The following is a 26,252-nucleotide window of genomic DNA, read 5'->3' on the forward strand; positions in this document are numbered from 1 at the left end:
AAAAGTTTGGGATTATAGAGGAAGAAACATGCCGCCACTCTTATCTGAAAGGGCGACTGGTTTTCTGACTCGGCTTAGTGATAATGCCTGGGCTGTTTTTTTCTTTTTCGAGGGCCTTATCGCCTATGTGGTATGAAGGTTTACTTGGCTTGTCCGCCTGGCAACTGGTGGCAGTCACTCTGTTGATGACCCACGTGACCATTGTTGCGGTCACCGTCTATCTGCATCGCTATTCCGCGCACCGTTCCCTGGAACTCAACGCCGGCCTGAAACATTTCTTCCGCTTCTGGCTGTGGTTGACCACGGCGCAGAACACCCGCGAGTGGACCGCCATCCACCGCAAGCACCACGCCAAATGCGAGACCGTCGACGATCCCCACAGCCCGGTGATCAAGGGCCTGTCCACGGTGCTGCGCAAGGGCGCCGAACTGTATCGCGAAGAGGCGAAGAACCCGGAAACCCTGCGCATCTACGGCAAGAACTGCCCGGAAGACTGGATCGAGCGCAACCTCTACAGCCGCTACAAACTGGGTGGCATCGCCCTGATGGCGGTGATCGACCTGATGCTGTTCGGCACCATCGGCATCACCATCTGGGCCATCCAGATGATGTGGATTCCGTTCTGGGCCGCCGGTGTCATCAATGGCCTGGGCCACGCCGTGGGCTACCGCAACTTCGAATGCCGCGACGCCGCCACCAACCTGGTGCCCTGGGGCATCATCGTCGGCGGTGAAGAGCTGCACAACAACCACCACACCTACCCCAACTCGGCCAAGCTGTCGGTGAAGAAGTGGGAGTTCGACATGGGCTGGGCGTGGATCAAGGTGTTCAGCTTCCTGCGCCTGGCCAAGGTCCAGCGGGTCGCGCCGATCGCCCACCGGGTCGAAGGCAAGGGGCACCTGGACATGGACACCGCCATGGCCATCCTCAACAACCGGTTCCAGATCATGGCCCAGTACCGCAAGCTGGTGATCGGCCCACTGGTCAAGCAGGAACTGGCCAAGGTCGATCACTCGGTGCGCCACCAGTTCCACCGCGCCAAGCGCCTGCTGTCCCGGGAAACCAGCCTGCTGGAAGACCGCCATCACCTGCGCATCCAGAACATGCTGGAGCACAGCCAGGCGTTGAAGGTGATCTACGAGAAGCGCCTGGCGCTGCAACAGATCTGGGCCAAGACCAGCGCCAACGGCCACGACATGCTGGCGGCGATCAAGGACTGGGTCCACGAGGCCGAGGCCAGTGGTATCCAGTCCCTGCGGGACTTCGCCCATCAGTTGAAGACCTACTCCCTGCGGCCCAACGCGGCCTGAGGCCCAGCCCTTCGCCACAACCTGCTGTGGCGAAGGGTGCGGGATCGCTCGGCATCCCCCCGGCCTTCGCGTTCTGTCTGGAATGTTTCATTGCCTGGTTTGCAGCAGCTGCGCCGCCGAGCGGGTGCAGGCTCCCTCGCCACACAGGCGGCATGGGTGGCGGGCCTCGACGGGGCGTTCGACCGTCCGGCGGGAGCGCGCCAGGTCGCCCGGCCTCCTGGGAACTTAGCGCCCGATCCCCTATCTCAAACAACACTTCGCCACCCAGGCGGGCTTGGTTGCAGCCGCTGTCGAACACCGCGCGGCACGCCTTTTGAGATCTGTGCCAATGGTCAACAAGAACCCACACACTCACTCTTCCCTTCCCCAGTGGCCCGAGGCCGCGCAAACCCTCATGGCGCTGATGCACGCCCAGGGCGAAGTCGCCCGCCTGACCGAACGCGAACAGCTGTTCAGCTCCTTGCTGGTCAGCGTCAACGCGGTGCTCTGGGCCTTCGACTGGGACACGCGCCAGGTGCTGTACGTCAGCCCGGCCTATGAGCGGATTTTTGGCCGCCCCGCCAGCCTGCTGCTGGCGGACAGCAACCAGTGGCGCGACAGCATCTACCCCGACGACCTGGAATACGCCGAACGCAGCCTGGCCCAGGTCCTGGAAAAGGGCGCAGTCGAAGACCGCGAGTACCGCATCATCGATGCCCAGGGGCAGGTGCGCTGGCTCAGCGACAAGTGCTTCATCAACCGCAACGCCGAACCCGGGCAACGATTGATCGTGGTTGGCATCGCCGAAGACATCACCGAGAAGAAACAGCTGGAGGCCGAGTTGCAACGCCTGGCCACCACCGATGTGCTGACCCAGAGCAGCAATCGCCGGCACTTCTTCGAATGCGCCAACCGCGAGTTCGAGCAAGCCCGCCTGCAGGGTGCGCCCCTGGCCTTCCTGCTGCTGGACATCGATGACTTCAAGGTGATCAACGACACCTACGGCCACCCCGAGGGCGACATCGTCCTGCAACGCATCGCCGAAAGCGGGCGCGCCGCATTGCGCCGCGGCGACCTGTTCGGACGCATCGGCGGCGAAGAGTTCGCCGCGGTATTCCCTGGCTGCGCCGCGGACATGGCGCGGCCGGTGGCCGAACGCCTGCAGCGGGAGATCCAGCGCCAGAGCTTCAGCCACAACGGCCAGGCCTTCAGCATCACCGTCAGCCAGGGCCTGACCGGCCTGCTGCCCGCCGATGAGAGCCTCGACAGCCTGTTTGCCCGGGCCGATGCAGCCATGTACGAGGCCAAGCGCCAGGGCAAGAATCGCATCGTCACCGGCTAGTTGACGGCCACGCGCGGCAGCCGTCGACTGGCCCGAGTCGTTCATCCGAGCGGCCCTTTCGCAGCTCCGCCGGTTGCTGTAGAACGTGCCCGATGAACGAACAACAACTGCTCAGACGCATCAACAGCAAACGCAGTGGCTGCCGGGGCAAGCGCCTGGTGTGTTGCCTGATCGGCCTGGTGTTTCCCGTGATGGGCGTGGCCCTGGCACTGAAGGACGGGGCACACCCGGCGCAGTTGCTGGCGCTGGTTCCAGCCTGGCCATTTTTCTACCTGGCCTTGCGTGCCGAGGACCAGACCGTCGAAGGCTGGTTCGACCTGTGTTCGATCCTGGGCAGTTGGTAGGCGTCGCCTAGACGCGCCAACGCGCACTGCATGCGCCGCGCACCGCGATCCATCCTCAGCTCTTGCGCAGGCGGGTGAGCTCCGGCAGGCCGACCTTCAGCAGCCGCGCAGTCTTGCTGCGGGCCACCTCCTCCACGCCCTCGTGGGGCGTCAGGCGCGCCAGTTGCGCCGCCAGGTTCATCACCAGTGCTTCGCGGGAATAGACCCCACCTCCCAGCTGGTAGATCGAGGCGATCAGTTCCCGCAGTTCCAGGGGCATGCGCCAACGGGTACGCAGGGCGGAGCCATAGGCCGCGCCAAAGCGCTCCAGGGCATCGCCGATTTCTTCCTGGTCGTCCAGCTCGCCTCCGGCCTGCTTCCACTCCTGCAGGCAGCGCAGCAGCGCCAGGTCGCCCAGGCGGTGCAGCAGGCCCGCGCAGTAGCAGCGCTCCTGGTCCAGGTCCAGCAGGCGCGCCAGGGTCCGGCCGTACTCGGCGGTGTGCAGCGACAACCCCCAGTAACGTTCGGCGTAGTCGGCCAGGGCCGGATCGCTGAGGCGCGCGCTGCGCTTGAGGGTCAGGCCGAGAATCAGGTTCATGCTCTGCCCGGTGCCCAGGCGATGCAGGGCCTGGGACAGGGTCTGCACACCGTCGCCGTGATGCTGCGCGGCGCTGTTGGCAGCAGAGATCAGTACCGCGGTGATTTGCGGGTCGGTGTGTATTTCTTCCTCCAGCAACCGGATGTCCAGCCCTTCGGGGTTGAGGCTGCGCTTGACCGCCAGTTGCACATCGGTCAGCAGCGGCGCGCCATCGGCCACTTCGCGGCGGCGTTCGAGAAAGGTCCACAAGGTCATGCCGGGGGCCAGTGCTGGCACTTCGCAGGACACCTCCTGGCCGGCATCCAGCAACAGTCCCTGCAAGCGCTGGGTCAGGCTCTCCATGTTCAAAGGCTTGGTCAGGTAGGCGGTGGGGGCCAATGGCAGCGCCTCGCGCACGCTGGCACTGTCGCTGCGCACGCTGAGGAGAATGAACGGTTGCAGCGGATTGCGCTTGCGCTGGCGCACCGAGCGCAGCACCGACAGGCCGTCGATGCCTGGCAGTTCCCAGTCGGCAATGATCAGGTCGTAGGGTCTGGCGCTCAACAGGTCCATGGCTTCCTGGCCATCGGCACACAGGTCCAGGCGCGCGTCGCAGCGCACGTTCAACAAGACCTGCTTCAACAGATCACGGGACCAGGGGTCGGCCTCGGCAATCAACACTCGGGGTACGGCGGGTAAATCCACAGCAGTCATGCAGCACGCTCCGGTAACTATGGGTGCACCTTAGTCAAAGCCATCGGTTTCATACAGGCAAAAACACCGACCGCTGCGCAAAAACCCGAGAAAAACCATCCGGGGACCCTCCGCGAAATCTCGATCACGGCAGCTCCCGGGACAATTCCCAGGCAGCATTGCGTCATTTTTTAAAACGTTATAATGTATCTCTTGATAACGGTTCTCATATGAAGGGCTGACGTTAGCAGGGTCTTCAGCCTCAGTCGACGGACAAGGTTCATCGGCTGGCCACGACGGTTGCAGATTGGAACGGCGGCGTCATTTCAGCTGCGTTGAGTTAAGGGACTACAGATGAATCCATTGCTTGGATCACCGGCGCGCTGCGCCTTCAGGGTTTTTGCCAGCGTTGTTTCGGCCTGCGCCGGCCTGGCCGTCGCCCAGGCACAGGAGACCGAGGACCCGGACAAGCACACATCGTCCCTGAGCCTCGATGCGACCCGGATCAGCGCGCCGCCGCTCAACGATGCCGTTGAAGTCAATGCCGGGGCGTTCGGGGCCAAGAGTCCCCTGGATATCCCCCTGGCCATCCAGAGCTACGACGCCAAAACCATCGCCGACGCCTCCGCCCGCACCGCCGTCGATGTGCTCAGCCTGGACCCGTCGATCCTCAGCGCTTCGGCCGGCAGCGGCTTCGACAACTTCCGCCTGCGCGGCTTCGCCATGGACAACTTCAACACCCTGCGCCGCGATGGCCTGACCCTGGCGCCGCACCATGACGTGCCCCTGGAAAACGTCGAGCGCATCGACGTGCTCAAAGGACCCTCGGGTTTTCTCTACGGCGTCAATTCGCCCGGCGGCACGATCAACTACATCCTCAAGCGCCCGACCCGCGACCCGCTGCTCAACCTCACCCTGCAAGGCTCGTCGCTGACCGGCCGCTACCTGGCCGTGGACAACAGCAACTCGACCGCCAACGGCGCATTCGGCTATCGCCTGAATGCCGGCTACGAGAAGAATGGCGACTACGATCACGCCCGGGACCTGGAGCGCAAGTTCATCGGCCTGGCCACCGACTTTCGCTTGAGCGATCGCGCCCTGTTGCAGCTCAACACCGACTGGTCGTGGAAATCCACCGTGGCCGACCCGCTGCTGCGGGCCGACCAGCGCCACCGGGCCAACCCGCTGGATGCCTCCAGCTACGTGCGGCCACCGAAGATCAACCGCCGCGACCTGCTCACCGGCTCCTGGTTCCGCCACCAGACCGAAGGCAAGAACATCGACGCCAAGTTCGAATACAGCCTCGATGACAACTGGACCTCGATCACCCAGGCCAACTATTCGCGGGTCGAGCGCCACGGTGGCTACAACGACCTGTTCAACATCCAGCCCAATGGCGACATCGGCACCGCCGACCTCTATGTCTCCCGTGGCGAAGTGTTCAGCACCTGGTCGCTGCAGTCTTACCTGGCCGGCAAGTTCAACACCGGCAGCCTGTACCACGACGTGTTCCTCGGCACCGGCTACAAGCAGTTCAAGGACCGCAGCCCGGCCTGGGACGACATCAACAGCAACAACCCCGGGATCAGCGTCGGCGATGTTTCGGTGGGCAACATCCTGCATCCGGTGCAACCGCCCAAGCACCACTTCGGGCCGGAGAACGACATCGAATTCGTCTCGCGGATCAAGGAAAGCTCGGTGTTCGCCAGCGACCTGATTGCCCTCAACGAGCAGTTCCAGGTGCTGCTCGGCGGTCGCTACATCTGGTATCGCGCCGATCACCTGTCGGCCACCGCCCTGCCCCAGAGCCACGACGTGTTCATCCCCAGCGCCGCACTGATCTACCGCCCGCTGGAACACCTGATGACCTACGTCAGCTATTCCCGCGGCCTGGAAAAAGGCGACTACGCGCCCTGGAATGCCACCAACAAGAACCAGCCCACCGACGCCATCGAGTCCGAGCAATACGAAGTCGGCCTCAAGGCCGAGATCGACTCGCGCCTGAGCCTGGGCCTGGCACTGTTCGAGATCCGCCGCAACGCCAGCTACCTCGACACCAGCAACACCTTCGTCAGCAAGGGCGAGTACCGCCACCGCGGGGTCGAACTGAACCTCAGCGACCGCTTCACCGACTCGCTGACCCTCAACGCCAACCTGGCCTACCTGGCAACCCGCCTCGACGATGTGGATGACCCCAGCGTGGCCGGCAAACGCACCGAAGGCGTACCGAAATGGAAAGGCGCGCTGGGGGCCCAGTACCAGGTGCAAAGCCTGCCCGGCCTGTCACTGGACAGCACCCTGAGCCTGGTCGGCAGCCGCCCGGTGGACCCGCAGAACAGTGGCTACATCCCCGGCTACGCCCTGCTCGATGCCGGTGCCAGCTACAAGACCCGCCTGGGCGGCACGCCGGTGACCTACCGGGTGCACGGCAAGAACCTGAGCAACACCTACTACTACGCCAGCACCTACTACCAGGGCGGGCTGGAAGTGGGCCGCGAGCGCGAGGTGTTCTTCTCCGCCCGCTTCGAATTCTGAGTTCACTCCCGGCCGGCCCCTCCCGGGTGCCGCCACGACCGACTCTGCCAAGGATGAATATGTCAGTCATGCAGCTCGCCAACGACGCCACGCCCTGCGATGCCGCTTGCCCAGGCACGCCTCTGCCCAGCCTCAGGCATCCCCAGGTCGAGGCATTGCTGCGCCAGCATCCAGAGGCGCTGCACAGCCTGGTGGACGGCCTGGGCTCGCCGCTGCACCTGATGCTGCCCCAGGTATTCACCGGCAATGTGCAGCGGTTCCAGCGCACTTTCGAACAGCATGCGGTGGATGGCGCCCTGTTGTACGCCAAGAAAGCCAACAAGGCCGACTGCCTGGTCAGGGCCTGCAGCCAGCAGGGCATCGGCGTCGACGTAGCCAGCCTCGGCGAACTGGAAAAGACCCTGGGCGGCGGCGTGCCGGGCCCTCGCATCGGCATCTCCGGCCCGGAGAAGAGCCAGCGCCTGCTGGAGCTGGGCCTCAGCCACCAGTGCCTGCTGGCGATCGACTCGCTGAATGAATTGCGGCGCCTGCAACAGCTGGCCCACGACCGCGGGCAAGCGGCCCGGCTGACCCTGCGCCAGCGCCCCGAGAGCCATGCCGACAGCCGCTTTGGCCTGAGCCCGGCTGAATGTGCACAGGCCATTGCGCTGTGCCGCGAAGACCCACGCGGATTGCGCCTGGAAGGTTTCTCCTTCCACCTTGGCGGCTACTCCTGCGAACAGCGGGTCGAGGCCGCCGCCCAGCTGCTGACACTGTGCATCGACACCCGCGCCAGCGGCCTGGACCACTGCAGGCGCATCAACCTGGGCGGTGGCTTCGCCGTGCAGTACGTGAGCCCGCAAGCCTGGGAGCGCTTTCGCCAGCACAACCACCCCACGCACTACCACGCGGGTAAATCGTTCAGCGATTTCTATCCCTACGGCGCCCCACGCGCTTGCGCCGAGGCCCTGGCGGACATCCTCGCGGCGCCGGTCGAGGGCACCATCAGCCTGGCGCAACAGGCGGCCCGCCACGGCATCGATTTCATCATCGAGCCCGGCAGGGCCCTGCTGGATCAGGCCGGTATCAGCGCGTTTCGCGTGCAGGGGGTCAAGGACCGCCGCGACAGCGACGGCTACGCCCTGGTCACGGTACAGGGCAGTAGCTTCAGCCTCTCGGAGCAGTGGTTCAACAGCGAATACCTGCCCGAGCCGGTGCTGCTGCCTGCCAGCCCTCGCGAGCCCGAGCCCTTTATCGCCTGCATCGGTGGCTCGACCTGCCTGGAGGCCGACATGCTGACCTGGCGCAAGATCCGCTTCGCGCACCCGGTACGCCCCGGCGACCTGCTGCTGTACCTCAATACCGCCGGCTACCAGATGGACTCCAACGAGTCGCCCTTCCATGAAGCCCGACTGCCGCACAAGGTGGTCATCGAACTCGACGGCGGCGCCCTGCGCTGGCAGCTCGACGGGCTGGCGTGAGTTTTATCTGCCAAGAGGAATCAGGATGAACCGCTCAACGCAATACGCCGCCCCCGGCGAACTCTGGGTGCTGCCGCAAGCCGCCCTGGAAGACCTCGGCGTGCGCTATGTCGATGTGCTCGAGGTGGTGCGCCAGGCCTATGTCGCCCTGCGCCAGGGCGACTCGCAGAACCCGCTGAAGACCATTGTCGAGCCCAGGGACCAGCGCTCCATCAGCTACTCCATGGTCGGCCGCGACGGGGCCAGCCAGACCCTGGGGTTCAAGGTGGTGTACGAACACGACCCGCAGCGCCTGCGGGACGCCTATGGCTTCCACTCCTTCATCTTTCTCTGCGATGACCACAGCGGCCAGCCGATTGCCCTGATGGACGTCGCCCAGCTGGGACCGATGCGCACCTCCGCGACCTCGGCGCTGATGGCCCGGGCGGCCTGCCCGCAGGCGCGCACCGCGCTGGTGGTCGGCACCGGCGTGCAGGGGCAGATTGCCTTGCCGATGCTCCTGGCCGCGCTGCCCGGCCTGGAACGCCTGCAGGTCTACGGCCACTACGCCGAGGGCCTGAAGGCCGTGGAACAAGCGCTGCAACGCCACTGCCCGGGGCGCAGGGTGGAGGTGGTCAGCGACCTGGCCGAGGCCGCGGCGAATGCTGACATCATCCTCGGCGTGGCCGGCCTGACCGCCCGCCAGCAGGTACGACGCGCCTGGCTCAAGCCCGGAGCGGTGGCGGTGCTGGTGGGCTATGGCATCGATGCCGACGTGCTGCACGGCGCCGACTACCGCATCGCCACCGACAGCGCACAGATGCGCGTCACCAGCGCCGACCTTGCCGCCGCCGACGGCAGCCTGCCGGCGATGGATGCCGAACTGCCGGACATCCTCCTCGGCCATGCCCCCGCACGGCGCCACCCGCAGGACGTGGTCTTCGCCTACAACAGCGGCATGGTGGTCACCGACGTGGCCCTGGGACGCTACCTCGCGGACCTGGCCCTGGCCGGCCAGCGTGGCCAGAGGGTCAAGCTATGGTGAACTCCGACCCACGTGGCTGGCCGCTGTGGAAGCGCGAATTCCTGCCGTTGCTGCTGCTGGCCTGCCCGCTGATCCTGACCAACCTGGCCCATGTCGCGCTGACCACCATCGATATCCTGGTCCTGGGCACCCTGGGGGCCAAGGAGATCGCCGCCGGCGGCCTGGCCATCGCCCTGTTCAACCAGCTGCGTACCACCGGCACCGGCCTGGTCACCGGCGTCAGCAATCTGGTGGCCCAGGCCAATGCCCGCCAGGAGCCGCAGCAGATCAGCCAACTGCTGGTGGCCGGGCTGTTCTGGGCCACCCTCAGCGGTGTGCTGTTCATTGCCGTGCTGCTGCTTCTGGAGCGGCCGCTGGTCTGGCTCGGCCAGGACCCGAGCGTGGCCGCCGACACCGTGCGTTTCCTCACGATCCTGGCCCCGGGCCTGCTGCCGTGCCTGTGGTTCCAGACCTTGCGCCACTTCACTGTCGGCCTGAAGACCCCAGGGCCGCTGCTGCTCATTACCCTGGTATCGATCGTGCTCACCGCGGGCCTGAACTACGCCCTGGTGTACGGCAGGTTCGGCTTGCCGGCCCTGGGTTTCGAGGGCGTGGCCCTGACCAGCAGCCTGGTGTTCCTGCTCTCGTGCCTGATGTTCCTCGCTGTGGTGCTGAGCAACCGTGAGCTGGCGCGGTACTTCGCCCCCGGGCAGTTGAAGTGTTCCTGGGCGAGCCTGGGGGCGGTGTGGAAACTCGGCCTGCCAATTGCCGGCACCTACGCTTCGGAGGCGGGCTTCTTCAGCGTCCTGACCCTGCTGATCGGCACCCTGGGCATGGAAGCGCTGGCCGCCCAGACCGTGCTCAACCAGATCATCTACATCGTCTTCATGTTCTCCGCGGGAATCTCCCACGCGGCCTCGATCCACATCAGCGAGGCCCATGCCGCCGCCCAGTACCATCGCGCCCGGCAACTGGGGCACATGGGCCTGGCAGCCGGCGGGCTGCTGATGCTGCTGTTCGCGGTGCTCTACCTGCTGTTCGCCCAACCGATCGTCGCGCTGTTCATTTCCGCCGAACAAAGCGCCAACCAGGAGGTGCTGGCCCTGACCGCCAGTGGCTTGCTGATCGCCGCGGTACTGCAGTTCTTCGACGCCAGCCAGAACATCGGCAACGGCATCCTGCGCGGGATCGGCGACACCGCCGGGCCCTTTCGCATCTCCCTCTACGGCTACTGGCTGGTGGGCCTGCCCGCCGCCTATGTACTGGGCATCCTCAGCCCCAATGGCATCTACGGCATCTGGATAGGCCTGGCCATCGGCCTTGCGGCCACCGCCGTGCTGCTGCTGGTGTCCTTCGAGAAACAGCTCAAGGCGCTGCTGGCCCAGGCCGAGCCCGCCCCACTGGCAACCGTGGCCGACCCGGCCGCCAAGGAGCCCACATGACTGCCACGCCCTGCGCCACTGCCGTGCTCAAGCTGCTGCGCAACAGCGTCAAGGCCCTGCCCCTGTACGACCCGGGGGCCGACCCGGAACAGGTGGCGCGCCGCAGCACCCACCCATTGCTCAAGCTGTCGAACAACGAGAATCCCCTGGGGGTGGCCCCGGCGGCCCTGGCGGCGCTCGAACAGCTCAGAGCGCGGAGCTACAGCCGCTACCCGGACCCGGCCTGCCAGCACCTGCGCCGGGCGCTGGGGGAACACCTGGACAGCGACCCCGAGCGCCTGATCATCGGCAACGGCTCGGAGAACCTGCTGGAGCTGCTGTGCCTGGCCTTCCTCGATCCGGCGGATCGCGTGGTCACCCAGTCGCCCTGCTTCGGCCTGCACGAGATCTTTCCTCTGATGATGGCCGCGCAGGTGGTCAAGGTCGCGTCCAACCCGGACTTCTCCTGCAACCTCGACGCCTGGCAAACCGCCCTGGCCACGCCGACCAAGATGCTGTTGATCAGCAACCCGTCGAACCCCTTGGGCACGATCTTCGATCACCAGGCCTTCACCCGGCTGATCGACTCGGCCCCCGACGACACCCTGCTGGTGATCGACGAGGCCTACTACGAGTTCGCCAGCGCCGACGCGGATTTCCCCGATGCCCTGCGCACACTGCGCAACCAGTCGCGACCCTGGATCGTCCTGCGCACCTTCTCCAAGGCCTACGGCCTGGCGGGGCTGCGGGTGGGCTACGGAATCGCCAGCGACGCCAGCTTGGTGCAGGCGCTGGACCGGGTCCGCACGCCCTACAACATCAACCAGGCCGCCCAGCACGCCGCGCTGGCGGCCCTGGGTGACCCGCAGCATGTGCAGCGCAGCCAGGCCTTTGCCGCCCAGGCCCGGGAGCCCCTGCAACGGGCATTGATTGCGGCGGGATTGCGGGTAGCACCCTCGCGGACCAACTTCCTGTTCATCGACACCGGGGTCGATGCCCTGGAGGTCAACCGGCGCTTGCTTGACGAGGCAATCATCATCAAAGCCTGGCGCGAGCCCGGCTACCAGAGCTGTATCCGCATGTCCCTGGGCCAGCCCGCGGACAACCTGCGGTTTCTCGAAGGCTTGCAACGCGCCGTAGCGGCACTGCGTTGCACAAGCCCGTGATTGTCAGGCCCGAGGCCCTTTTCCTGCCCCCCTACTCCGAGGTCACCATGGATTCGCCACCCTGCACCTGCGGCATCAAGCAGCGTGTTTCCGATCTGATCGGCGCATCGCCCCTGCTCCAACTGTGTGAAACCGCCAACGGCTGCCAGTTGCTGCTCAAGCTGGAACAGTACAACCCCACCGGCACCGCGAAGATCCGCATGGCCCGGCAGATGATCGATGAAGCCGAAGCCCAAGGGTTGCTGCAACCCGGCGGCTGGATTGTCGAATCCACCTCGGGCAATACCGGCCTGGGCCTGGCGCTGATCGCCGCCGAGCGTGGATATCGCTTCACCGCCGTGGTCGACCATCATGCCTCGGCGGAAAAACTGCGGGGCATGCAGGCCTTCGGCGCGCAGCTGGTGCGGGTCGGCAGCCCCGACGGCGGCCTGGCCACCGCCGACCGCGACGCCACCGCCGCCCGCATTGCCCGGGAGCAGGGTGCCTACTGGACCCAGCAGCACAATAACCCGGCCAACGCCAACGGCTACCAGGCCCTGGCCGAGGAAATCCACAGCGCCCTGGGCGGGCGCCTGGATTGCCTGTTTGGCGCAGTGGGCACCGGCGGCTCGCTGTGCGGCACCGCCCGCGCCTTGAAGGCCCACAACCCCGAGGTGCGGATCATCGGCGTCGAGCCCTGCGGCTCGGTGATCTTCGGCGGCCCCGGGGCCTGCTATCACCAGTCCGGGACCGGCACCCCGGAAGGCGCGGAAATCGGCGTGCTGATCGACTACCCGCTGATCGACAGCGGCTTGAAGGTGTCCGATGCCGAGGCCTTTGAAACCGCCCGCTATCTGGCACGGGAGCATGGCCTGCTGCTGGGCGGCTCGGCCGGCGGGGTGGTGTACCAGGCGCTCAAGTACGCCCAGGACGCGGCGCCGGGCAGCCTGATCGTGGCCCTGGTCTGCGACGGCGGGGAGAAGTACCTGGACACGGTGTTCAACGATGAGTGGATGGACCGCCATCAGCTCTTCGAGCCGCGGGTCCGGCAGCAACTGGCCGGCTGGCTGGCCCGGGCCTGAATCGCCGGCATAAAAAAGCCGCTGGGCCAGGGGCGCCAGCGGCTTTTTACAGCGGGCCTTCAGGCCCAGGCATCACGCCAGCTCAGCGAAGCACTCTTCGATGATGGCCAGGCCTTTGTCCAGTTGCGCATCCGGCGAGGTCAGCGGCACCAGCACCCGCAGAACGTTGCCGTAGGTGCCGCAGGACAGCAGGATCAGGCCCTTGTCGCGGGCCTTGGCCACAACCTGGGCCACGGCGGCGGCGTTCGGCTTGTGGCTGTCGCCGTTCTCGAACAGCTCGACCGCGATCATCGCGCCCAGGGCACGCACTTCACCGATCACCGGGTACTTGGCCTGGATGGCCTTGAGGCCGGTCACCAGGCGCTCGCCCACGGCCTTGCAGCGGTCCAGCAGGTGCTCTTCCTCGAACACTTCCATCACCGCCAGGGCTGCCGCGCAAGCGATCGGGCTACCGGCGTAGGTGCCGCCCAGGCCGCCTGGAGCGATGGCGTCCATGTACTCGGCCTTGCCGCAGACACCGGCCAGGGGGAAGCCGCCGGCGATGGATTTGGCGAAGGTGGTCAGGTCGGCGGTAACGCCCATCTGTTCCATGGCGAAGAAGGTGCCGGTACGGCCAGCGCCGGTCTGCACTTCGTCAGCGATCAGCAGGATGCCGTGCTGGTCGCACAGGGCGCGCAGGCGCTTCATGAATTCCTTCGGCGCAACGTAGAAACCACCTTCGCCCTGGACCGGCTCGATGATGATTGCGGCGATGTCACGAGGCTCGGCGTCGTTCTTGAAGATGCGCTCGATGCTGGCGATGGAGTCGTCGATGCTCACGCCGTGCAGTTCATTCGGGTACAGCGCGCGGAAGATGCCGCCTGGCATCAGGCCCATGCCGGCCGAGTAAGGCACGACTTTACCGGTCAGGCCCAGGGTCATCATGGTGCGACCGTGGTAGGCGCCGGTGAAGGCGATCACGCCGGCGCGGCCAGTGGCGGCGCGGGCGATTTTCACAGCGTTTTCCACGGCTTCGGAACCGGTGGTCACCAGCAGGGTTTTCTTGGCGAAGTCACCTGGGACCTTGGCGTTGATTTTCTCGCACAGCTCCACGTACGGCTCGTAGGCCAGGACCTGGAAGCAGGTGTGGGTCAGCTTGTTCAGTTGCTCGGTCACTGCGGCGATGATCTTCGGGTGCACGTGGCCGGTGTTCAGTACCGCGATGCCGCCGGCGAAGTCGATGAACTCGCGACCTTCAACGTCGGTAACCGTGGCGTTCTTCGCGCTGTCGGCGAAAATCGGGTGAATCTGGCCAACACCGCGAGGGACAGCGGCTTCACGGCGTTTCATCAGGGATGCGTTGGTCTTGCTCATAAAATCCTCATTCACCGCTCCTAAAGCGGCGTGATTCAAGGGTTGCGGGGCCGGAAGGGCTGCGACAGCATGCGTTGATCGACTGTCGGAGGCGCTCCGGGCCACCTTGAAAATTACGTTTTTACAGCGGCGCAAAGGGACAGCGCTCTCGTGCCCCCTGCGCTTGAAGCGAAATCAGATGCCCAGGCAGAGGTACTTGATTTCCAGGTAGTCCTCGATGCCGTACTTGGAGCCTTCGCGACCCAGGCCCGAAGCCTTGATGCCGCCGAACGGCGCCACTTCGTTGGAGATCAGGCCGGTGTTGACCCCGACCATGCCGTATTCCAGGGCCTCGGCCACACGGAACACACGGCCCAGGTCGCGGGCATAGAAGTACGAGGCCAGGCCGAACTCGGTGTCGTTGGACATGGCGATGACTTCGGCCTCGTCCTTGAAGCGGAACAGTGGCGCCAATGGACCGAAGGTCTCTTCCTTGGCCACCGCGGCGTTTTTCGGCACGTTGGTGAGGATGGTCGGTTCGAAGAAGTTGCCTTCCATCGGCTTGCCGCCCGCCAGCAGGGTCGCGCCTTTGCTCAGGGCATCGTTGATGTGCTCCTGGACCTTGGCCACGGCCTTCTCGTCGATCAGCGGACCGGTGGTGGTGCCTTCTTCCAGGCCGTTGCCGATCTTCAGCTTGGCCACCGCGACTTTGAGCTTCTCGGCGAAGGCGTCGTACACCGAATCCTGGATGTACAGGCGGTTGGCGCAGACGCAGGTCTGGCCGTTGTTGCGGTACTTGGAGATGATCGCGCCTTCGACGGCCTTATCCAGGTCGGCGTCGTCGAACACGATGAACGGCGCGTTGCCGCCCAGTTCCAGGGAAACCTTCTTGATGTCCTTGGCGCATTCGGCCATCAGCTGGCGGCCGATTTCGGTGGAGCCGGTGAACGACAGCTTGCGCACGATCGGGTTGCTGGTCAGCTCGCCGCCGATGTCGCCGGCGCTGCCGGTGACCACGCTCAGCACGCCTTTGGGGATACCGGCACGGTGCGCCAGTTCCACCAGGGCCAGGGCCGAGAACGGGGTTTGCGAGGCGGGCTTGATGACCATGGTGCAACCGGCGGCCAGGGCCGGGCCGGCTTTACGGGTGATCATCGCCGCCGGGAAGTTCCACGGGGTGATGGCCGCGGTCACGCCGATCGGCTGCTTGATCACGATCAGGCGCTTGTCGGGCTGGTGGCCGGGGATCACGTCGCCGTAGATGCGCTTGGCTTCTTCGGCGAACCATTCGATGAAGGAAGCGGCGTAGGCGATCTCGCCCTTGGCTTCGGCCAGTGGCTTGCCTTGCTCCAGGGTCATCAGGCGACCGAGGTCGTCCTGGTTCTCGATCAGCAATTCGTACCAGCGGCGCAGCTTGCTGGCGCGCTCCTTGGCGGTCAGGGCACGCCAAGCCGGCAGGGCCTTGTCGGCGGCTTCGATGGCACGGCGGGTTTCCGCGGCGCCCATCTTCGGCACGGTGCCGAGGATCTCGCCGGTGGCGGGGTTGTTGACCTTGATCGTCTGGCCATTGTCCGCGTCGACCCAAGCCCCATCGATGAAGGCTTGTTGGCGGAACAACTGGGCGTCTTTGAGCTGCATGTCGGCTTCCTTAACAGCACCGCGCATACGCGGGGCGAATTGTGATTGTAGAAAGGCGCCTCGTCAGGAGTGGGCGCAGTCGCGCTGCCACCGGCCTGCATCGAGGCTGCCGTCAGGAAAATCGTTCACTGGGTTGAAGCACGAAAATATCGCACACAAGGATAGACGTGCCCTTGGGCACCCAGGCAAGAGCGTTTGAAATCTCAAACGAATCCTAGGATCAATGGGGGTAAAGGACAATAGGCTGTTCGAAAAAAAGAACGTAAAGGCGCCTGGCGGTCAATATCCCGGGGCAAGGCCGCCGATCGCCGGGCCAAAAGACAACGCCCCCGCAGCCTTCGACAGGCGGCGGGGGCGTTGGCAACACGCCAGGGGAAGGGTCAGCCGCTGAACGACTTGAGCACCGTCAACAGGCTGGTGAGGTTGTCGGCCACACCACCCTGGGCGACTTTCTCGGTGGCCGAGGCACCGGCGGTGGTGTCGACGCTGTAGATCTGCATCACGCCCTGGTTGGTCGCGGCCTGGGCCAGGGTGTTTTGCTGCTGCTGGGCCGACACCGAGTTCTGGAACAGGATGGCCACGGACTGGCCCATGGACTGGTAGATGGTGCCCATCGACATGGCCGGCGCTTCGGCGACGACCTTGACGTTGGTCTGGGTGACGGCATCGGTGATTTGCGGACTGACTGTGCTCATAAAAACTCCATTTTTTCAGCAGGAAAGTTCAACGGGAAATCAGGCGTTCAGCCACTCAGCCCTGGAAGGACTTGAGTACCGTCAGCAAGCTGGTGAGGTTGTCGGAAACACCGCCCTGGGCGACCTTCTCGGTCGCCGCGGCACCGGCGGTGGTGTCGACGCTGTAGATCTGCATCACGCCCTGGTTGGTTGCGGCCTGGGCCAGGGTGTTTTGCTGCTGCTGCGCCGAGACCGAGTTCTGGAACAGGATCGCGGTGGCCTGGGCCATGGATTGGTAGATGGTGCCCATCGCCATGGCCGGCGCTTCAGCGACGACTTTGACGTTGGTCTGGGTGACGGCATCGGTGATTTGTTCGTTAACAAGTGGCATGGCTCAACTTCCTTTGTTAGTACACGGAGCATTCCGTGTCATTGAGTGAACGTGGCAGCCCGGGTCCTGTGAACCTGAGCCAGCAGAGGCCCGGGGCTTGGTTCAGGGGGTGCCTATTGCCCGCTGCCCGTGTTCTGGGTCACTTGCTTGAGGGTGTCCTCGACTTTCTGCGACAGCTCGCTCATCCGCGCTTCCACGGCCGCTTTCACTTCCTGCTGCACCAGGGTGCTGATCATCGCCTTGAGCACCGGGTCGTCCGCCGAGACCGGCGCCGGTGCTGGTGAAGCCGGGGATGGGCCAGAGGGTGGAGGCGAAGCCTGGACCGGCGACAGGGCTCCGGCGGCCGCCAACAGTTGCTGGAGCACCAGCTCCTGGGCCTGGGGATCGTTTCTGCTGCCGGCATTGGCGCCGCTTATCTGTTCGAGAATCTGCCGGGTGCGCCGCTCATCGTCCTGCAGCACCTGACCGGCACGCTGGCGGGCCTGATCGACGGTTTGCTGCGAGGCCTGGGAAAGGTCCATCGGCTTGTTGCGCACAAAAGCCTCCAGCACCTGGCGCTCGACCAGGGTCAATGGCCGCTTCAGGTAGGCCTCGGCAAAACGGATGATCGTCTCTAGCGCATTGGGGTCTTCAGTCGCCATCTCATGCTCCTTCTTCGATGAATGGCGTTGAAGGGCTGGGCACCGGGTCCGTCGAACTTCAACGCCAGGGGGTAAGCAGGGGCCGCGCAAGCACAGCCCTTGAATTCAAGCCACTGGGGCGCCTTGCGCGCCCGGGTGGGAGGTTCAGGACGACGGCCGATTGGCCAGGGTCGCGCTGTACTTGGCGATGCTGGCGTCGATCTTGTCGATGGCCACGCTGGCGGCTTCGGCCTCCATGGCCCCGGCAGCCGCCGCCACCGCTGCCGCCGCCCCCACCATCAGATCGGTGGCCAGGACGCCCAGGGCATCCTCGGCGGCGCCCTTGACGTTCTCTTTGACGATGTTCTCGGTCATCTGCTTGAGCAGCACCGCCTGGGCCGCCAGGGCCAGCTTGCTGACCCCGTCGAAGTACCCCGCCGCCGACTGCGCCACCAGGCCGGCGGCCTGGCTGATCATCATGTCGGGAGCTATCGCGATCTGTGCCGGGGCATAACTGAAGGTCTGGGCATTGGTGAACTGCACCGCCTGGACGATCTGGCTGTTCAGGGCATCGGTGCTGTCGGTGCTGGGGGTGGTGGCCTGCTTCAGCATCTGCTCGTTCATCGTTTCCATCACCGAGACCGGTGCCGCGCCGGCCGGCGATTTCGAGGGTGAAGGATCGGCCGCCGGTGCGGCGGCCGGTTCGTTCGCCGGATCGGCAGCGCTTGCCGCAGCCGGGTCCGCGGCCGGAGCGGCAGCGCTCGGGTCACCGGCCACGCTCGCGGCGTCATCGGCCGGGGCGGCGAGTGGGGATTTCTTCTTGAACCACGCCATGACGATTCTCCCGGGCCAGCAGGCCCTACTCGCCGATGGCCATGATCAACGCCACGGCCTTGGACACCACCGCATTGGAGATCTGGTTCAGCGCCTGCTGACTGTTGACCGCGTTCTGCAATGACAGGCCCGCCGAATGGCTGGCCACCTGGTACAGCGAGGCAATGGCCTGGGCCGGAGCCTCGGCCACGACCTTGACGTTGGTCTGGGTGACAGCGTCGGTGATCTGCGAGTTGACCATGGGATCTGGCATACATCTCTCCTTAGATGGAAGGCCCCCCGCAGGATGCGGCGGCGCCGGCTACAGCGTCGAAAACAGGCTCACTGAACGAGAACGTGCCAGCGGGCCTGCTGTGAATCTTCAGCGCCGATCAACGCAGCGCCGCCCGTAACAGCTGCACATGCTTGCGCGCCAGGGGCTGGTTCATCCCCAGCTCGGCGGCAATGTGTGGGTAGGGCAGGTCATCGACAAACTTTAGTTCAAACAACCGGCGCTTCTTCAGCGGCAACTGCGCCACCCGTCGACTGAGCTGGGCCAGGGCTTCGAGCAGTTCCACCTGATCCAGCACCGACATCTGCGGCGCCTCCAGTTGCTGCAGCGGGTCCTGTTCCAGATCGACCAGGTTGACGAACAGACGGCGCTCCCGAGCCAGCCGGCGGCAGCTGTCGAGAAACACATGGTCCAGCACCAGGAACAGAAAACCCTGGGGATCGCGGATCCGCTCCGGCGACCGGCGAAAGAACAGCAGGGCCTTGATTGCCGTGGCGGCCAGCCATTCCTGGGCACTGTCGACATTGCCCCGCGCCAGCTGCCGGGCGCGGCGCTGCAACCCGGGCAACACCGCCCGCCAGCTTGCCTCGAACAGCGGGTCGGCCAGTGCCGCCTGCAGGCCGCCTTGCATGGAACAATTCATCTCCCGCACCTCCCTGTGCCCCGTGACTGCACGGATATGGCTGCAGGGTGCGCTGGCCCCCAGGAGCGAAGCAGCGGGAAAAATTGCCGCCACGGCCCGGGTTTCCCTGGGTTCCGGGCGCCTGGGGCAACAGGATGAAAACCGGCGTGGACGCCCCGAGTCGACATAGGTATGATGTCGCCCGCACTGCATCCGTAGCTCAGCTGGATAGAGTACTGCCCTCCGAAGGCAGGGGTCGTGGGTTCGAATCCCGCCGGGTGCACCAGTAAAATCAAGTACTTAGCCATTATCCGAAAGGACACACCAAACGTCATGGGTGCAGGGTGGGTGCAGCAGCAAACGGAAAGGCCCCGCTCTGACAGATCAGGCGGGGCCTTTTTTTGTTCTAGGCTGGGCTCTATCCGGCAACCCAGAATTAACCGACTGGGTTCTGCTGGTCAGGCGGTGGTCAGGTCCCTGATCCTCAGCACGGTGGTGGTCGAGCAGTTGGCGTGCCGGGCCGTCGCGCGAATCCCCAGGCCGGCGCCGAGCAGCTCAGTGACACGCTTGTGCAGATCGGCGTCCACTGGCCGCCCCTGGTACTTGCCGGCGGCCTTGGCTTTCTCGATGCCCTGGGCCTGCCGGTCGCGGCGCTGCTCGTAATCCTTGCGCGCGATCGCCGCCATCATTTCCACCAGCATTGAGTTGATGGCACCCAACATCCGCCCGGTGAACTCGTCGCCCTTCGTGTCCTGCATTCCCTGGTGGCTGGTCGGCAAGTCGAGCGCGACGATGCGCAGGCCCTTGGAGTCGATAGCCGCCTTGAGCTTTTGCCAATCCTCCACCGGGAGACGGGATAGCCGATCTATCGACTCCACCAGCAGCACGTCACCCTTGCGCGCGTCTTTTAGCAGGCGTAGCAGCTCCGGCCGGTCGGCGGTGGCGCCGCTGGCGTTCTCCAGGTACACGCTGGCGATGACCTTGTTATGGTCGCTGGCGAACTGCTCAAGCGAGGCGCGGGCGCGGCCGGCGTCTTGCTCTTCGGTGGAGGCTCGAAGGTATGCGCGGATGAACATGATAGGTGCCTGTATCAGTTAGGGCGCTCTACTAATAGCGTTGCACTTTGGGTGTTATTTATCAAGCGAAAAGCGAGGATATACTAAAATATGCGCGTATCAGATCAGGCATACCTAAAAGGAACGATGTGGCCGATCATTTGACTTGGCCTCGAACTAAATGAGTTGAATTTCATGCCAGTACCAGCTCTGATAGGAGCACATCTGCAAGGCGACGATGCTCTGATTGCCGAAGATGAGGAGTTGCCCGAGGACTAAGAAGGGCTAACCATCGAGCAAGGCAAAAGGGGGATTGCTATCGGCTTGGGGATCAGAGTTGAGCAAATAGAAATTCTAATTCGAGCCTAGTGGTTTAGCTCAAATAATTCCAGAACGATGAAAAGCCACCGCTCGGTGGCTTTTTTATGTCCACTATCAACTAGTCATGCCATTGATTCAATTAAGATGAAATTCATCACCACCGATAAAAATGGCCATTTAATTGAGGCTTAATCTGCCCCCGAAGCGTGACTCACGGGGGGCATACATTCGATATAAGTTCATAACCATAAACCTCAATGAGATTGACTTATGACCTTTTCCTCTGTCAGCCATTCCAAATCAGAGGTGAACTCAGCAATATTTAAAGGACCATACTTGAAACTTTTCTCAACCGACTTGGCTAAAGAGGGGCTGTCCGACCCATAGGACGGGCCATATCCGGGTATAGTGATACTTCTACGCATGTCCTCGGCAGTTATCAAATGACGCCCGATTATTGCGATAGTGTCAATTATGAACAGTCTCCGAGCAAGAGCGATTCTATCAGGATTAAGCTGTAAACAACCGCCGAAGACGGACAATATATTTTGACCGATGGAGTACGTGATACCACGCTCAATCTCCAGTAAAGAATAACCTTCGTCGGTCAAAATAGATTTAACCTCTTCAATGTTGCCATCATCGGTTCGCAGCGCTGCATGCTCAATCTCAATTGGAGTGATAAAACCAATAGATTGCAACTCACGCCTTAATCTTACCCACAGCGAGCGAACCTGTATTACAGAATGTGTATCCTCCATTCGAAGCATATGTATCAGGTCGCCACGCAAGGACGCGAAATATCCGGCCCCATCTAAGAACTCCACAAAGCGAGCATCTTTATGTTTGCTTCTGGTGAATGGGCGTGTAGCCACTGTTTGATCGACTACTTTATGCGAGACACTTCCAGAATCTCCGGCGTAAAACTGAGACTGTATGAATATCTTTGGGGACCAACCTTCTGTTTTGTAAGGAAGCGTAAAATCATATGCACGAGTTTTAGTTTTATTTTTCCCGCCTTCCGTAACTTCCTGATCACCTATTATTACATCGGTCAGATTATAATCAACATCAGGCTCTAATCCCAACATTTGCAGCTTGTCCCGCAAGATGGTTTCTGGAACGTGACCTGCGGACGCTGATACCGAGCCTCTTATTTTGAATATAATTGAAGGCGCGATAAGGGCCCGCGCAGCCTCAGGTGAAATTTCCAAGCAGCGCATATACGATCTACAGACAGCCCAGAACTGTCGAAAATCGCTCCTATCAACCATGATGAGAGAGATATACTCATAAGTTAGTTGTAGCGCGGCCCCTCGTAGATCCATACCTTTACTTAAAGCGATTTTTCTAGACTCTGAGTCTGCGTGAGAAACGAGCCCTCGCCCAAGTTTCGTAGCTAGGTCAACGCATTTTATTGTTTGCCCCAGCGGCCTTACCACAAAATCCGTTACTGTGCGAACGCCTTTCTTCGTCATAAAGACCCGTTCAGGAAAGCCTGTTATAGCCTCATCCTGCAAGAGCTTTATCATAAAGTGGTTTTTAAGATTATTGTCGGTTGCGCCAGTCACCGAAAACAAAAGGTTGAAAAAACCGCAAATGAACAGGGATGTATCTTTTTCAGCCCGCCACGAATCTTCGGGAGCGCTGTGAGCTAATGTAAGGGCTTGTTCTATAACCGAAGTGGCTAGAGGATGTATAGCGCAGTCTTCGATACTGCCGAAATTATTAAGTCTAGGGGCCAGACTTTCAATTACATGCGCAATAAGGGATAGCTCATCCCTGAAGCGACCGCTAGACTTGATTTCGACAAGCTGAGGCGTTAGCCAAGCGTCAAACTCTACAAGCTTTTCCTCTAGAGTTAGTGCGATTTCAGGGATTCTCATTCTTGAACGTCCATGCAGTTTTAAAACGCTTTCTAAGTGACCCGCCATATAGTATTATGCGTCTATTGGCGAGGGTCTAAATTTGTCTTCATATACTAATCAAATGATATCTGAAATTGCAAGCCTGCTGAGCCTTCAAACGGGGCTTCCTCTTCAGGCGTCAAACCTGAATATCCGCGAAGTGGATGAGTTTTTCTCACGTCAGCTGGATGGCTTATTGATTAGAGGTGACAACCTAAGCGCCTTGCAAGAGCTTTCCAAAAGCCGAGAAGGCTCCATAAATCTTTGCTATATTGATCCTCCATATAATACATGCAATAAGTTTGTATACAACGATACTCGCCTATCTGATGAAAAAGGGGCTTTCGGAGTCCACGCCGCCTGGATGGCATTTATGCTTCCTCGGTTAGCATTGGCCCACCAGCTGCTGTCTGAAGATGGATTCTTATGTGTAAGCATTGACGACTACGAACAACCGTATTTGAGATTGCTATTAGACTCTATATTTGGCAGCAGCAATTTCGTTGGAAACATTGTGGTCGTGAGAAGCAAGAATGGCAAAGGGAGCAGTCGTAACATTGCTGTGAATCATGAGTATTTAGTAGTGTACGGCAAAAGCAGTAAGTCTCAGGTCATTGGCCTGGGTGACGATGTGAGCAAGTATGACAAGGTAGATGAATACGGCAGATTCAAAATAGACGGGCTTTTCCGAAAGAAAGGTGATGCTAGTCGTCGCGAGGACCGCCCTAATATGTTCTACCCTTTGTTTTACAACAAAGATGGTCATGTGTTCACGCAATACGCCGAAGGACTATCTACAGTTTATCCCATTGATAGCAGCGGGACAGAACGTCGCTGGTTATGGGGATTAGAGAAGGCGTCCAAGGATTCTTGGAAACTTTACGCCAGCAAGAATGGAGTGATATATGTCAAAAACTATAGCTCACATGATAAGAAGGTAAAACTTCGCAGCGTGTGGGATGACAATAGTTACCTTACCGAGCGAGCGACCAAAGAAGTAAAAGACATATATGGCGATAAGGTATTTGAAACACCGAAACCACTAAAGCTCATTGAGGATGTGATACTTTCCCTCTGCACGCAAGACTCGATAATATTGGATTTTTTCGCCGGAAGTGGGACTACGGCCCAAGCCGCTCACAACCTAAATATAGTTGATGGTGGGAGTCGGAAAGTTTTACTGGTCGAGCAGTCCGTAGGCATACCTAAGAACCATATTGCCTATTCGAAAGGGTTCAAATGTATATCCGAAATAACTGTTGCGAGGCTTGCCCATATAAAATCCTTACACCATGATTACACTTATGCAATAGTGTAATGGATGTTTGCAAATGACTGATTTCCCCCCTTTTGGCGCAGAAAGCTAAACTGTGCCAAAATCAGCCACACTTTCCACCCTCTCGATACGCCCTAAATCTCAAGCTTCATAATTATGAGTACAGTCTTCCCAAGCTGACCTCCCTTCCGCTTCCCCTTCCCCGCACCGAAACGCAGTAATCTAGCAGCCAGTTGAACATCGACTCTCTCTAGAGGTAGTCAGGATATGGGGACGTCTTGACTTTCTAAACTAATAAGTAATGACTACTGTTATGAAGGATGATAATCATAGTCAAGTCATGACATAGTATGCGGCTCAGAGCTGGAGAGGCTTTCAATGCAGCAGCACAAAGGCGGTCAAGCTGTGGATAGGCAGCCGCCATGTTAAGATGTAAGCAAGAAAAGCCCCGCTTAAAAAATCCAAAAAGGGGCCTGTCAAAGTTATTTAGCTAGAGAGGCGCTCAAGAGTGGATCTCGATATTCGCAGTGCCAAAGACTCATAACGCATCTTACTCTCCTTGCTGTTCATTTTCGCCTCCAGCTTCCTCTTGACTGCGTTGCCAGCGGCCAGAAAACATCGCTGAAACACCGCAATACTCACTTGGCGTGGATGTAGTAATTACAGCTGCTGACTTACGGAGCACACATCGAAAGTTTCACCAGTCGCTGTCTTATTTTCATCTACCACCCGCATCGATGTCGATATCTCTTCATTAGACTGGATTCTAGCAACAGTGTTTTCCATAGCCCAAACATTACATTCGTGATGGGTGCCCGTATCTACAGTCTGGATGTGGACGGCGATAGGCTGTACGGGGGTGCCATGCGCTAGTTCGTTTGCAACAAGCATTCTCCCGGCATATCCACCTTCTTGATATGAGAAGTAGGTGAACTGCTCGGATAATGCAAACGTGGAGAAGCTTGAGACTGTAACGATGGCAAGGCATTTAAAAACACTCATAGATATTTTCTTTTTTAAAGTTTGTGACGAACAACTCAAATCCGCTAGAGGACTTTAAATATCATTTTATGGCTTAGGTCAAAAATCAGAGGATCAATGGCAATATTTTTTGTGTTAGGGTCACCCATTACCAGTCCTTTAGCTATAAAATAAATGCCTTCTGCTTTTATTCTTTTCCCATCCAGTGCCTTGAAAATCTCAGCCTCATCACCGTCAATCCCAGCGACTTGTGCTATTCCGATGCCGTACTGTTCGCCCCTTCGTGCTTCCCATTCAAAATACAACCAGCCTTCCCAGGGGCCAGTACCGATCTTGACTTGACCGATGAATCTGCCGCTTTCTCGGCTGTATCCCTCGGTGCCCGGTATCGAATATCCTGGAGTTGCATTAATTACATAATCAGCGTTAGTAATTGGAAGATCTTTCGCAACATCCTTTGCATACGCTATTGTTTTTTCAGAAACAGCGTTAGCCTTGATAAATGCATTAGCAATAGCGGCATTTTTGAGGGCGTCGGCATACACAGTCAGATTAAGTTTTTGCGAGAATAAAATATTAGGATGGCCAGCAGCCCCACCAGATGGGCCACCAGATTTAAAATAATCATATAGAGTTTCGTCCAGGCTATAGCCAGCTTTTGCAAACGCTTTGCTCATGTATTTTGCATATACATATGACTGTTCTGGCGTCGGGAATACGGACTGCGCCACTCTAGACATGTCATATTTAAAGTCATCTTCATAGTAGTCCCTGAACTCATTTGCCACCTCTTGGGCCGCCGAAATGGTCAAAGGGGCAGGGGGTAAAGCGGCATGAGACAATGAACATAGTAGCGTGAAAAAAAGAGTCAAACAGAGCCTGAGCATATCAATTTCCTTATCAAGTTGCAGTTGATGTTTATTAAAGTGTCGCTTTCTATAAAAAGCATTTAGATGTGGAGTTCTAAATTCCTCTACAGCCGAATATCAAGAGTTATGGCGATAAATACCCCCTGTCGCAGGTAGAGAGCTTAGTCACGAGGCGCTGGCTTAAAATGCTTGAGCCCGGGTGTTGCCAAAAATCTGATCATAAAACACCCAATGTCACGATTAGTGTGTTCATGATTAGAGCACATGGTCACATCATTTGGGAATGCCTTCATCCCTAAATCAGCAGTTTGGCCAGCGTGTGCGCCTGCTTCGCCTAGCCACCGGAATGACCCAAGAAGCCTTCGCCGACAGGTGCGGCTTTGCTCGGACGTATATGTCTCGGATCGAAACAGGCGGCGCAAACCCGAGCCTTGTCGCGATCAAAATTCTCGCCGATGCCCTCAACATTGAGCTATCAGAACTCTTCGCAGGGCTCTGAAATCACTACTCCTGTTTAAATCAGTATCCTTGTTGGACTTCCTCCCACATTTCTCTGAGTCCAGCTAGTCAGGACATGGGGACGGCTTCAAC

24 protein-coding genes and 1 tRNA gene are annotated in these 26,252 nt (G+C 60.6%); 12 read left to right on the top strand and 13 right to left on the bottom strand.

Going from position 1 to position 26,252, the window contains the following annotated elements:
• Positions 1-125: 125 nt before the first annotated feature.
• From desA to U873_RS0112360, 3 genes are all read left to right on the top strand, one after another.
• Positions 126-1,310 (top strand): delta-9 fatty acid desaturase DesA, encoded by a 1,185-nt coding sequence (desA, locus tag U873_RS0112350; RefSeq protein ID WP_025128556.1) that lies wholly within the window; start codon positions 126-128, stop codon positions 1,308-1,310.
• Positions 1,311-1,638: 328 nt separating this feature from the next.
• The gene (locus U873_RS0112355) at positions 1,639-2,631 is read left to right on the top strand and encodes a sensor domain-containing diguanylate cyclase (RefSeq protein WP_025128557.1); all 993 of its coding nucleotides are present in this window, start codon (positions 1,639-1,641) and stop codon (positions 2,629-2,631) included.
• A gap of 92 nt (positions 2,632-2,723) precedes the next feature.
• Positions 2,724-2,975 carry a hypothetical protein gene (locus U873_RS0112360; RefSeq protein WP_025128558.1) on the top strand — a complete coding sequence of 84 codons (252 nt, stop codon included), beginning with the start codon at positions 2,724-2,726 and terminating at the stop codon, positions 2,973-2,975.
• A 55-nt stretch (positions 2,976-3,030) separates the two neighbouring features.
• On the opposite strand, the gene U873_RS0112365 is transcribed toward U873_RS0112360, so the two are convergent.
• Positions 3,031-4,245, bottom strand: a complete 1,215-nt coding sequence (locus U873_RS0112365; RefSeq protein ID WP_025128559.1) for a response regulator — start codon at positions 4,243-4,245, stop codon at positions 3,031-3,033.
• Positions 4,246-4,578: 333 nt separating this feature from the next.
• On the opposite strand from U873_RS0112365, the gene U873_RS0112370 reads away from it, so the two are divergent.
• From U873_RS0112370 to U873_RS0112395, 6 genes are read left to right on the top strand one after another with little or no spacing between them, the layout of a single operon-like run.
• Entirely contained in the window at positions 4,579-6,759 is a 2,181-nt protein-coding gene (locus U873_RS0112370; RefSeq protein ID WP_025128560.1) for a TonB-dependent siderophore receptor, read from the top strand.
• Positions 6,760-6,818: 59 nt separating this feature from the next.
• The gene (locus U873_RS0112375) at positions 6,819-8,219 is read left to right on the top strand and encodes an alanine racemase (protein WP_218188928.1); all 1,401 of its coding nucleotides are present in this window, start codon (positions 6,819-6,821) and stop codon (positions 8,217-8,219) included.
• A gap of 25 nt (positions 8,220-8,244) precedes the next feature.
• Positions 8,245-9,243 carry an ornithine cyclodeaminase gene (locus U873_RS0112380; protein WP_025128562.1) on the top strand — a complete coding sequence of 333 codons (999 nt, stop codon included), beginning with the start codon at positions 8,245-8,247 and terminating at the stop codon, positions 9,241-9,243.
• On the top strand, positions 9,237-10,664 hold the full coding sequence (locus U873_RS0112385; RefSeq protein ID WP_025128563.1) for an MATE family efflux transporter: 1,428 nt from the start codon (positions 9,237-9,239) through the stop codon (positions 10,662-10,664). Before U873_RS0112380 ends, U873_RS0112385 begins: the two co-directional genes overlap by 7 nt.
• Positions 10,661-11,809 (top strand): aminotransferase class I/II-fold pyridoxal phosphate-dependent enzyme, encoded by a 1,149-nt coding sequence (locus U873_RS0112390; RefSeq protein ID WP_025128564.1) that lies wholly within the window; start codon positions 10,661-10,663, stop codon positions 11,807-11,809. Before U873_RS0112385 ends, U873_RS0112390 begins: the two co-directional genes overlap by 4 nt.
• 47 nt (positions 11,810-11,856) lie before the next feature.
• On the top strand, positions 11,857-12,870 hold the full coding sequence (locus U873_RS0112395) for a PLP-dependent cysteine synthase family protein (RefSeq protein WP_029978360.1): 1,014 nt from the start codon (positions 11,857-11,859) through the stop codon (positions 12,868-12,870).
• Positions 12,871-12,942: 72 nt separating this feature from the next.
• Here U873_RS0112395 and gabT read toward each other — a convergent pair whose 3' ends face one another.
• The 8 genes from gabT to U873_RS0112435 all read right to left on the bottom strand — a co-directional run bounded on the left by gabT (position 12,943) and on the right by U873_RS0112435 (position 19,273).
• Complete coding sequence (gene gabT / locus U873_RS0112400; RefSeq protein ID WP_025128566.1) at positions 12,943-14,223, bottom strand: 4-aminobutyrate--2-oxoglutarate transaminase; 1,281 nt, start codon at positions 14,221-14,223, stop codon at positions 12,943-12,945.
• A gap of 174 nt (positions 14,224-14,397) precedes the next feature.
• Complete coding sequence (gene gabD, locus U873_RS0112405) at positions 14,398-15,840, bottom strand: NADP-dependent succinate-semialdehyde dehydrogenase (protein ID WP_025128567.1); 1,443 nt, start codon at positions 15,838-15,840, stop codon at positions 14,398-14,400.
• 380 nt (positions 15,841-16,220) lie between these two features.
• The gene (locus U873_RS0112410) at positions 16,221-16,535 is read right to left on the bottom strand and encodes a RebB family R body protein (RefSeq protein WP_025128568.1); all 315 of its coding nucleotides are present in this window, start codon (positions 16,533-16,535) and stop codon (positions 16,221-16,223) included.
• 55 nt (positions 16,536-16,590) lie between these two features.
• Positions 16,591-16,905, bottom strand: coding sequence for a RebB family R body protein (locus U873_RS0112415; RefSeq protein ID WP_025128569.1), 315 nt, complete (start codon positions 16,903-16,905; stop codon positions 16,591-16,593).
• A 113-nt stretch (positions 16,906-17,018) separates the two neighbouring features.
• The gene (locus U873_RS0112420) at positions 17,019-17,546 is read right to left on the bottom strand and encodes a hypothetical protein (protein WP_025128570.1); all 528 of its coding nucleotides are present in this window, start codon (positions 17,544-17,546) and stop codon (positions 17,019-17,021) included.
• Between the two features lie 144 nt (positions 17,547-17,690).
• Positions 17,691-18,359, bottom strand: coding sequence for a hypothetical protein (locus U873_RS0112425; RefSeq protein WP_025128571.1), 669 nt, complete (start codon positions 18,357-18,359; stop codon positions 17,691-17,693).
• Positions 18,360-18,384: 25 nt separating this feature from the next.
• A complete protein-coding gene (locus U873_RS0112430; RefSeq protein WP_011058560.1) occupies positions 18,385-18,612 on the bottom strand; it encodes a RebB family R body protein in 228 nt (75 codons plus the stop codon).
• A gap of 118 nt (positions 18,613-18,730) precedes the next feature.
• The gene (locus tag U873_RS0112435) at positions 18,731-19,273 is read right to left on the bottom strand and encodes an RNA polymerase sigma factor (protein ID WP_025128572.1); all 543 of its coding nucleotides are present in this window, start codon (positions 19,271-19,273) and stop codon (positions 18,731-18,733) included.
• 188 nt (positions 19,274-19,461) lie between these two features.
• On the opposite strand from U873_RS0112435, the gene U873_RS0112440 reads away from it, so the two are divergent.
• Positions 19,462-19,538: transfer RNA gene (locus tag U873_RS0112440), tRNA-Arg, on the top strand.
• 172 nt (positions 19,539-19,710) lie between these two features.
• Here the strand turns inward: U873_RS0112440 and U873_RS0112445 are convergent.
• On the bottom strand, positions 19,711-20,328 hold the full coding sequence (locus U873_RS0112445; protein WP_025128573.1) for a recombinase family protein: 618 nt from the start codon (positions 20,326-20,328) through the stop codon (positions 19,711-19,713).
• A gap of 554 nt (positions 20,329-20,882) precedes the next feature.
• Positions 20,883-22,514 (bottom strand): hypothetical protein, encoded by a 1,632-nt coding sequence (locus U873_RS36650; RefSeq protein WP_157838078.1) that lies wholly within the window; start codon positions 22,512-22,514, stop codon positions 20,883-20,885.
• An 82-nt stretch (positions 22,515-22,596) separates the two neighbouring features.
• Here U873_RS36650 and U873_RS0112455 point away from each other — a divergent pair, with 82 nt between their 5' ends.
• The gene (locus U873_RS0112455) at positions 22,597-23,853 is read left to right on the top strand and encodes a site-specific DNA-methyltransferase (protein WP_025128575.1); all 1,257 of its coding nucleotides are present in this window, start codon (positions 22,597-22,599) and stop codon (positions 23,851-23,853) included.
• Between the two features lie 618 nt (positions 23,854-24,471).
• Here U873_RS0112455 and U873_RS36655 read toward each other — a convergent pair.
• A complete protein-coding gene (locus U873_RS36655; protein WP_157838079.1) occupies positions 24,472-24,813 on the bottom strand; it encodes a hypothetical protein in 342 nt (113 codons plus the stop codon).
• Positions 24,814-24,857: 44 nt separating this feature from the next.
• Positions 24,858-25,679 (bottom strand): hypothetical protein, encoded by an 822-nt coding sequence (locus U873_RS0112460; RefSeq protein ID WP_025128576.1) that lies wholly within the window; start codon positions 25,677-25,679, stop codon positions 24,858-24,860.
• 265 nt (positions 25,680-25,944) lie between these two features.
• On the opposite strand from U873_RS0112460, the gene U873_RS0112465 reads away from it, so the two are divergent.
• A complete protein-coding gene (locus U873_RS0112465) occupies positions 25,945-26,160 on the top strand; it encodes a helix-turn-helix domain-containing protein (RefSeq protein ID WP_025128577.1) in 216 nt (71 codons plus the stop codon).
• The last annotated feature ends 92 nt before the right edge of the window (positions 26,161-26,252 follow it).

This window comes from Pseudomonas sp. PH1b, from assembly GCF_000633395.1.
In the GTDB taxonomy this organism is placed as follows: Bacteria; Pseudomonadota; Gammaproteobacteria; order Pseudomonadales; family Pseudomonadaceae; genus Aquipseudomonas.

Bases quoted from the DNA above. Each gene is read 5' to 3' on its own strand.
- U873_RS0112390 (WP_025128564.1), top strand. From the start codon at position 10,661: ATGACTGCCACGCCCTGCGCCACTGCCGTGCTCAAGCTGCTGCGCAAC.
- U873_RS0112445 (WP_025128573.1), bottom strand. From the start codon at position 20,328: ATGTTCATCCGCGCATACCTTCGAGCCTCCACCGAAGAGCAAGACGCC.
- U873_RS0112425 (WP_025128571.1), bottom strand. From the start codon at position 18,359: ATGGCGTGGTTCAAGAAGAAATCCCCACTCGCCGCCCCGGCCGATGAC.
- U873_RS0112380 (WP_025128562.1), top strand. From the start codon at position 8,245: ATGAACCGCTCAACGCAATACGCCGCCCCCGGCGAACTCTGGGTGCTG.
- desA (WP_025128556.1), top strand. From the start codon at position 126: ATGTGGTATGAAGGTTTACTTGGCTTGTCCGCCTGGCAACTGGTGGCA.
- U873_RS0112395 (WP_029978360.1), top strand. From the start codon at position 11,857: ATGGATTCGCCACCCTGCACCTGCGGCATCAAGCAGCGTGTTTCCGAT.
- U873_RS0112370 (WP_025128560.1), top strand. From the start codon at position 4,579: ATGAATCCATTGCTTGGATCACCGGCGCGCTGCGCCTTCAGGGTTTTT.
- U873_RS0112360 (WP_025128558.1), top strand. From the start codon at position 2,724: ATGAACGAACAACAACTGCTCAGACGCATCAACAGCAAACGCAGTGGC.
- U873_RS0112410 (WP_025128568.1), bottom strand. From the start codon at position 16,535: ATGAGCACAGTCAGTCCGCAAATCACCGATGCCGTCACCCAGACCAAC.
- U873_RS0112460 (WP_025128576.1), bottom strand. From the start codon at position 25,679: ATGCTCAGGCTCTGTTTGACTCTTTTTTTCACGCTACTATGTTCATTG.
- U873_RS0112420 (WP_025128570.1), bottom strand. From the start codon at position 17,546: ATGGCGACTGAAGACCCCAATGCGCTAGAGACGATCATCCGTTTTGCC.
- gabD (WP_025128567.1), bottom strand. From the start codon at position 15,840: ATGCAGCTCAAAGACGCCCAGTTGTTCCGCCAACAAGCCTTCATCGAT.
- U873_RS0112385 (WP_025128563.1), top strand. From the start codon at position 9,237: ATGGTGAACTCCGACCCACGTGGCTGGCCGCTGTGGAAGCGCGAATTC.
- U873_RS36655 (WP_157838079.1), bottom strand. From the start codon at position 24,813: ATGAGTGTTTTTAAATGCCTTGCCATCGTTACAGTCTCAAGCTTCTCC.
- U873_RS36650 (WP_157838078.1), bottom strand. From the start codon at position 22,514: ATGAGAATCCCTGAAATCGCACTAACTCTAGAGGAAAAGCTTGTAGAG.
- U873_RS0112415 (WP_025128569.1), bottom strand. From the start codon at position 16,905: ATGCCACTTGTTAACGAACAAATCACCGATGCCGTCACCCAGACCAAC.
- U873_RS0112365 (WP_025128559.1), bottom strand. From the start codon at position 4,245: ATGACTGCTGTGGATTTACCCGCCGTACCCCGAGTGTTGATTGCCGAG.
- U873_RS0112435 (WP_025128572.1), bottom strand. From the start codon at position 19,273: ATGAATTGTTCCATGCAAGGCGGCCTGCAGGCGGCACTGGCCGACCCG.
- gabT (WP_025128566.1), bottom strand. From the start codon at position 14,223: ATGAGCAAGACCAACGCATCCCTGATGAAACGCCGTGAAGCCGCTGTC.
- U873_RS0112375 (WP_218188928.1), top strand. From the start codon at position 6,819: ATGTCAGTCATGCAGCTCGCCAACGACGCCACGCCCTGCGATGCCGCT.
- U873_RS0112465 (WP_025128577.1), top strand. From the start codon at position 25,945: ATGCCTTCATCCCTAAATCAGCAGTTTGGCCAGCGTGTGCGCCTGCTT.
- U873_RS0112430 (WP_011058560.1), bottom strand. From the start codon at position 18,612: ATGCCAGATCCCATGGTCAACTCGCAGATCACCGACGCTGTCACCCAG.
- U873_RS0112355 (WP_025128557.1), top strand. From the start codon at position 1,639: ATGGTCAACAAGAACCCACACACTCACTCTTCCCTTCCCCAGTGGCCC.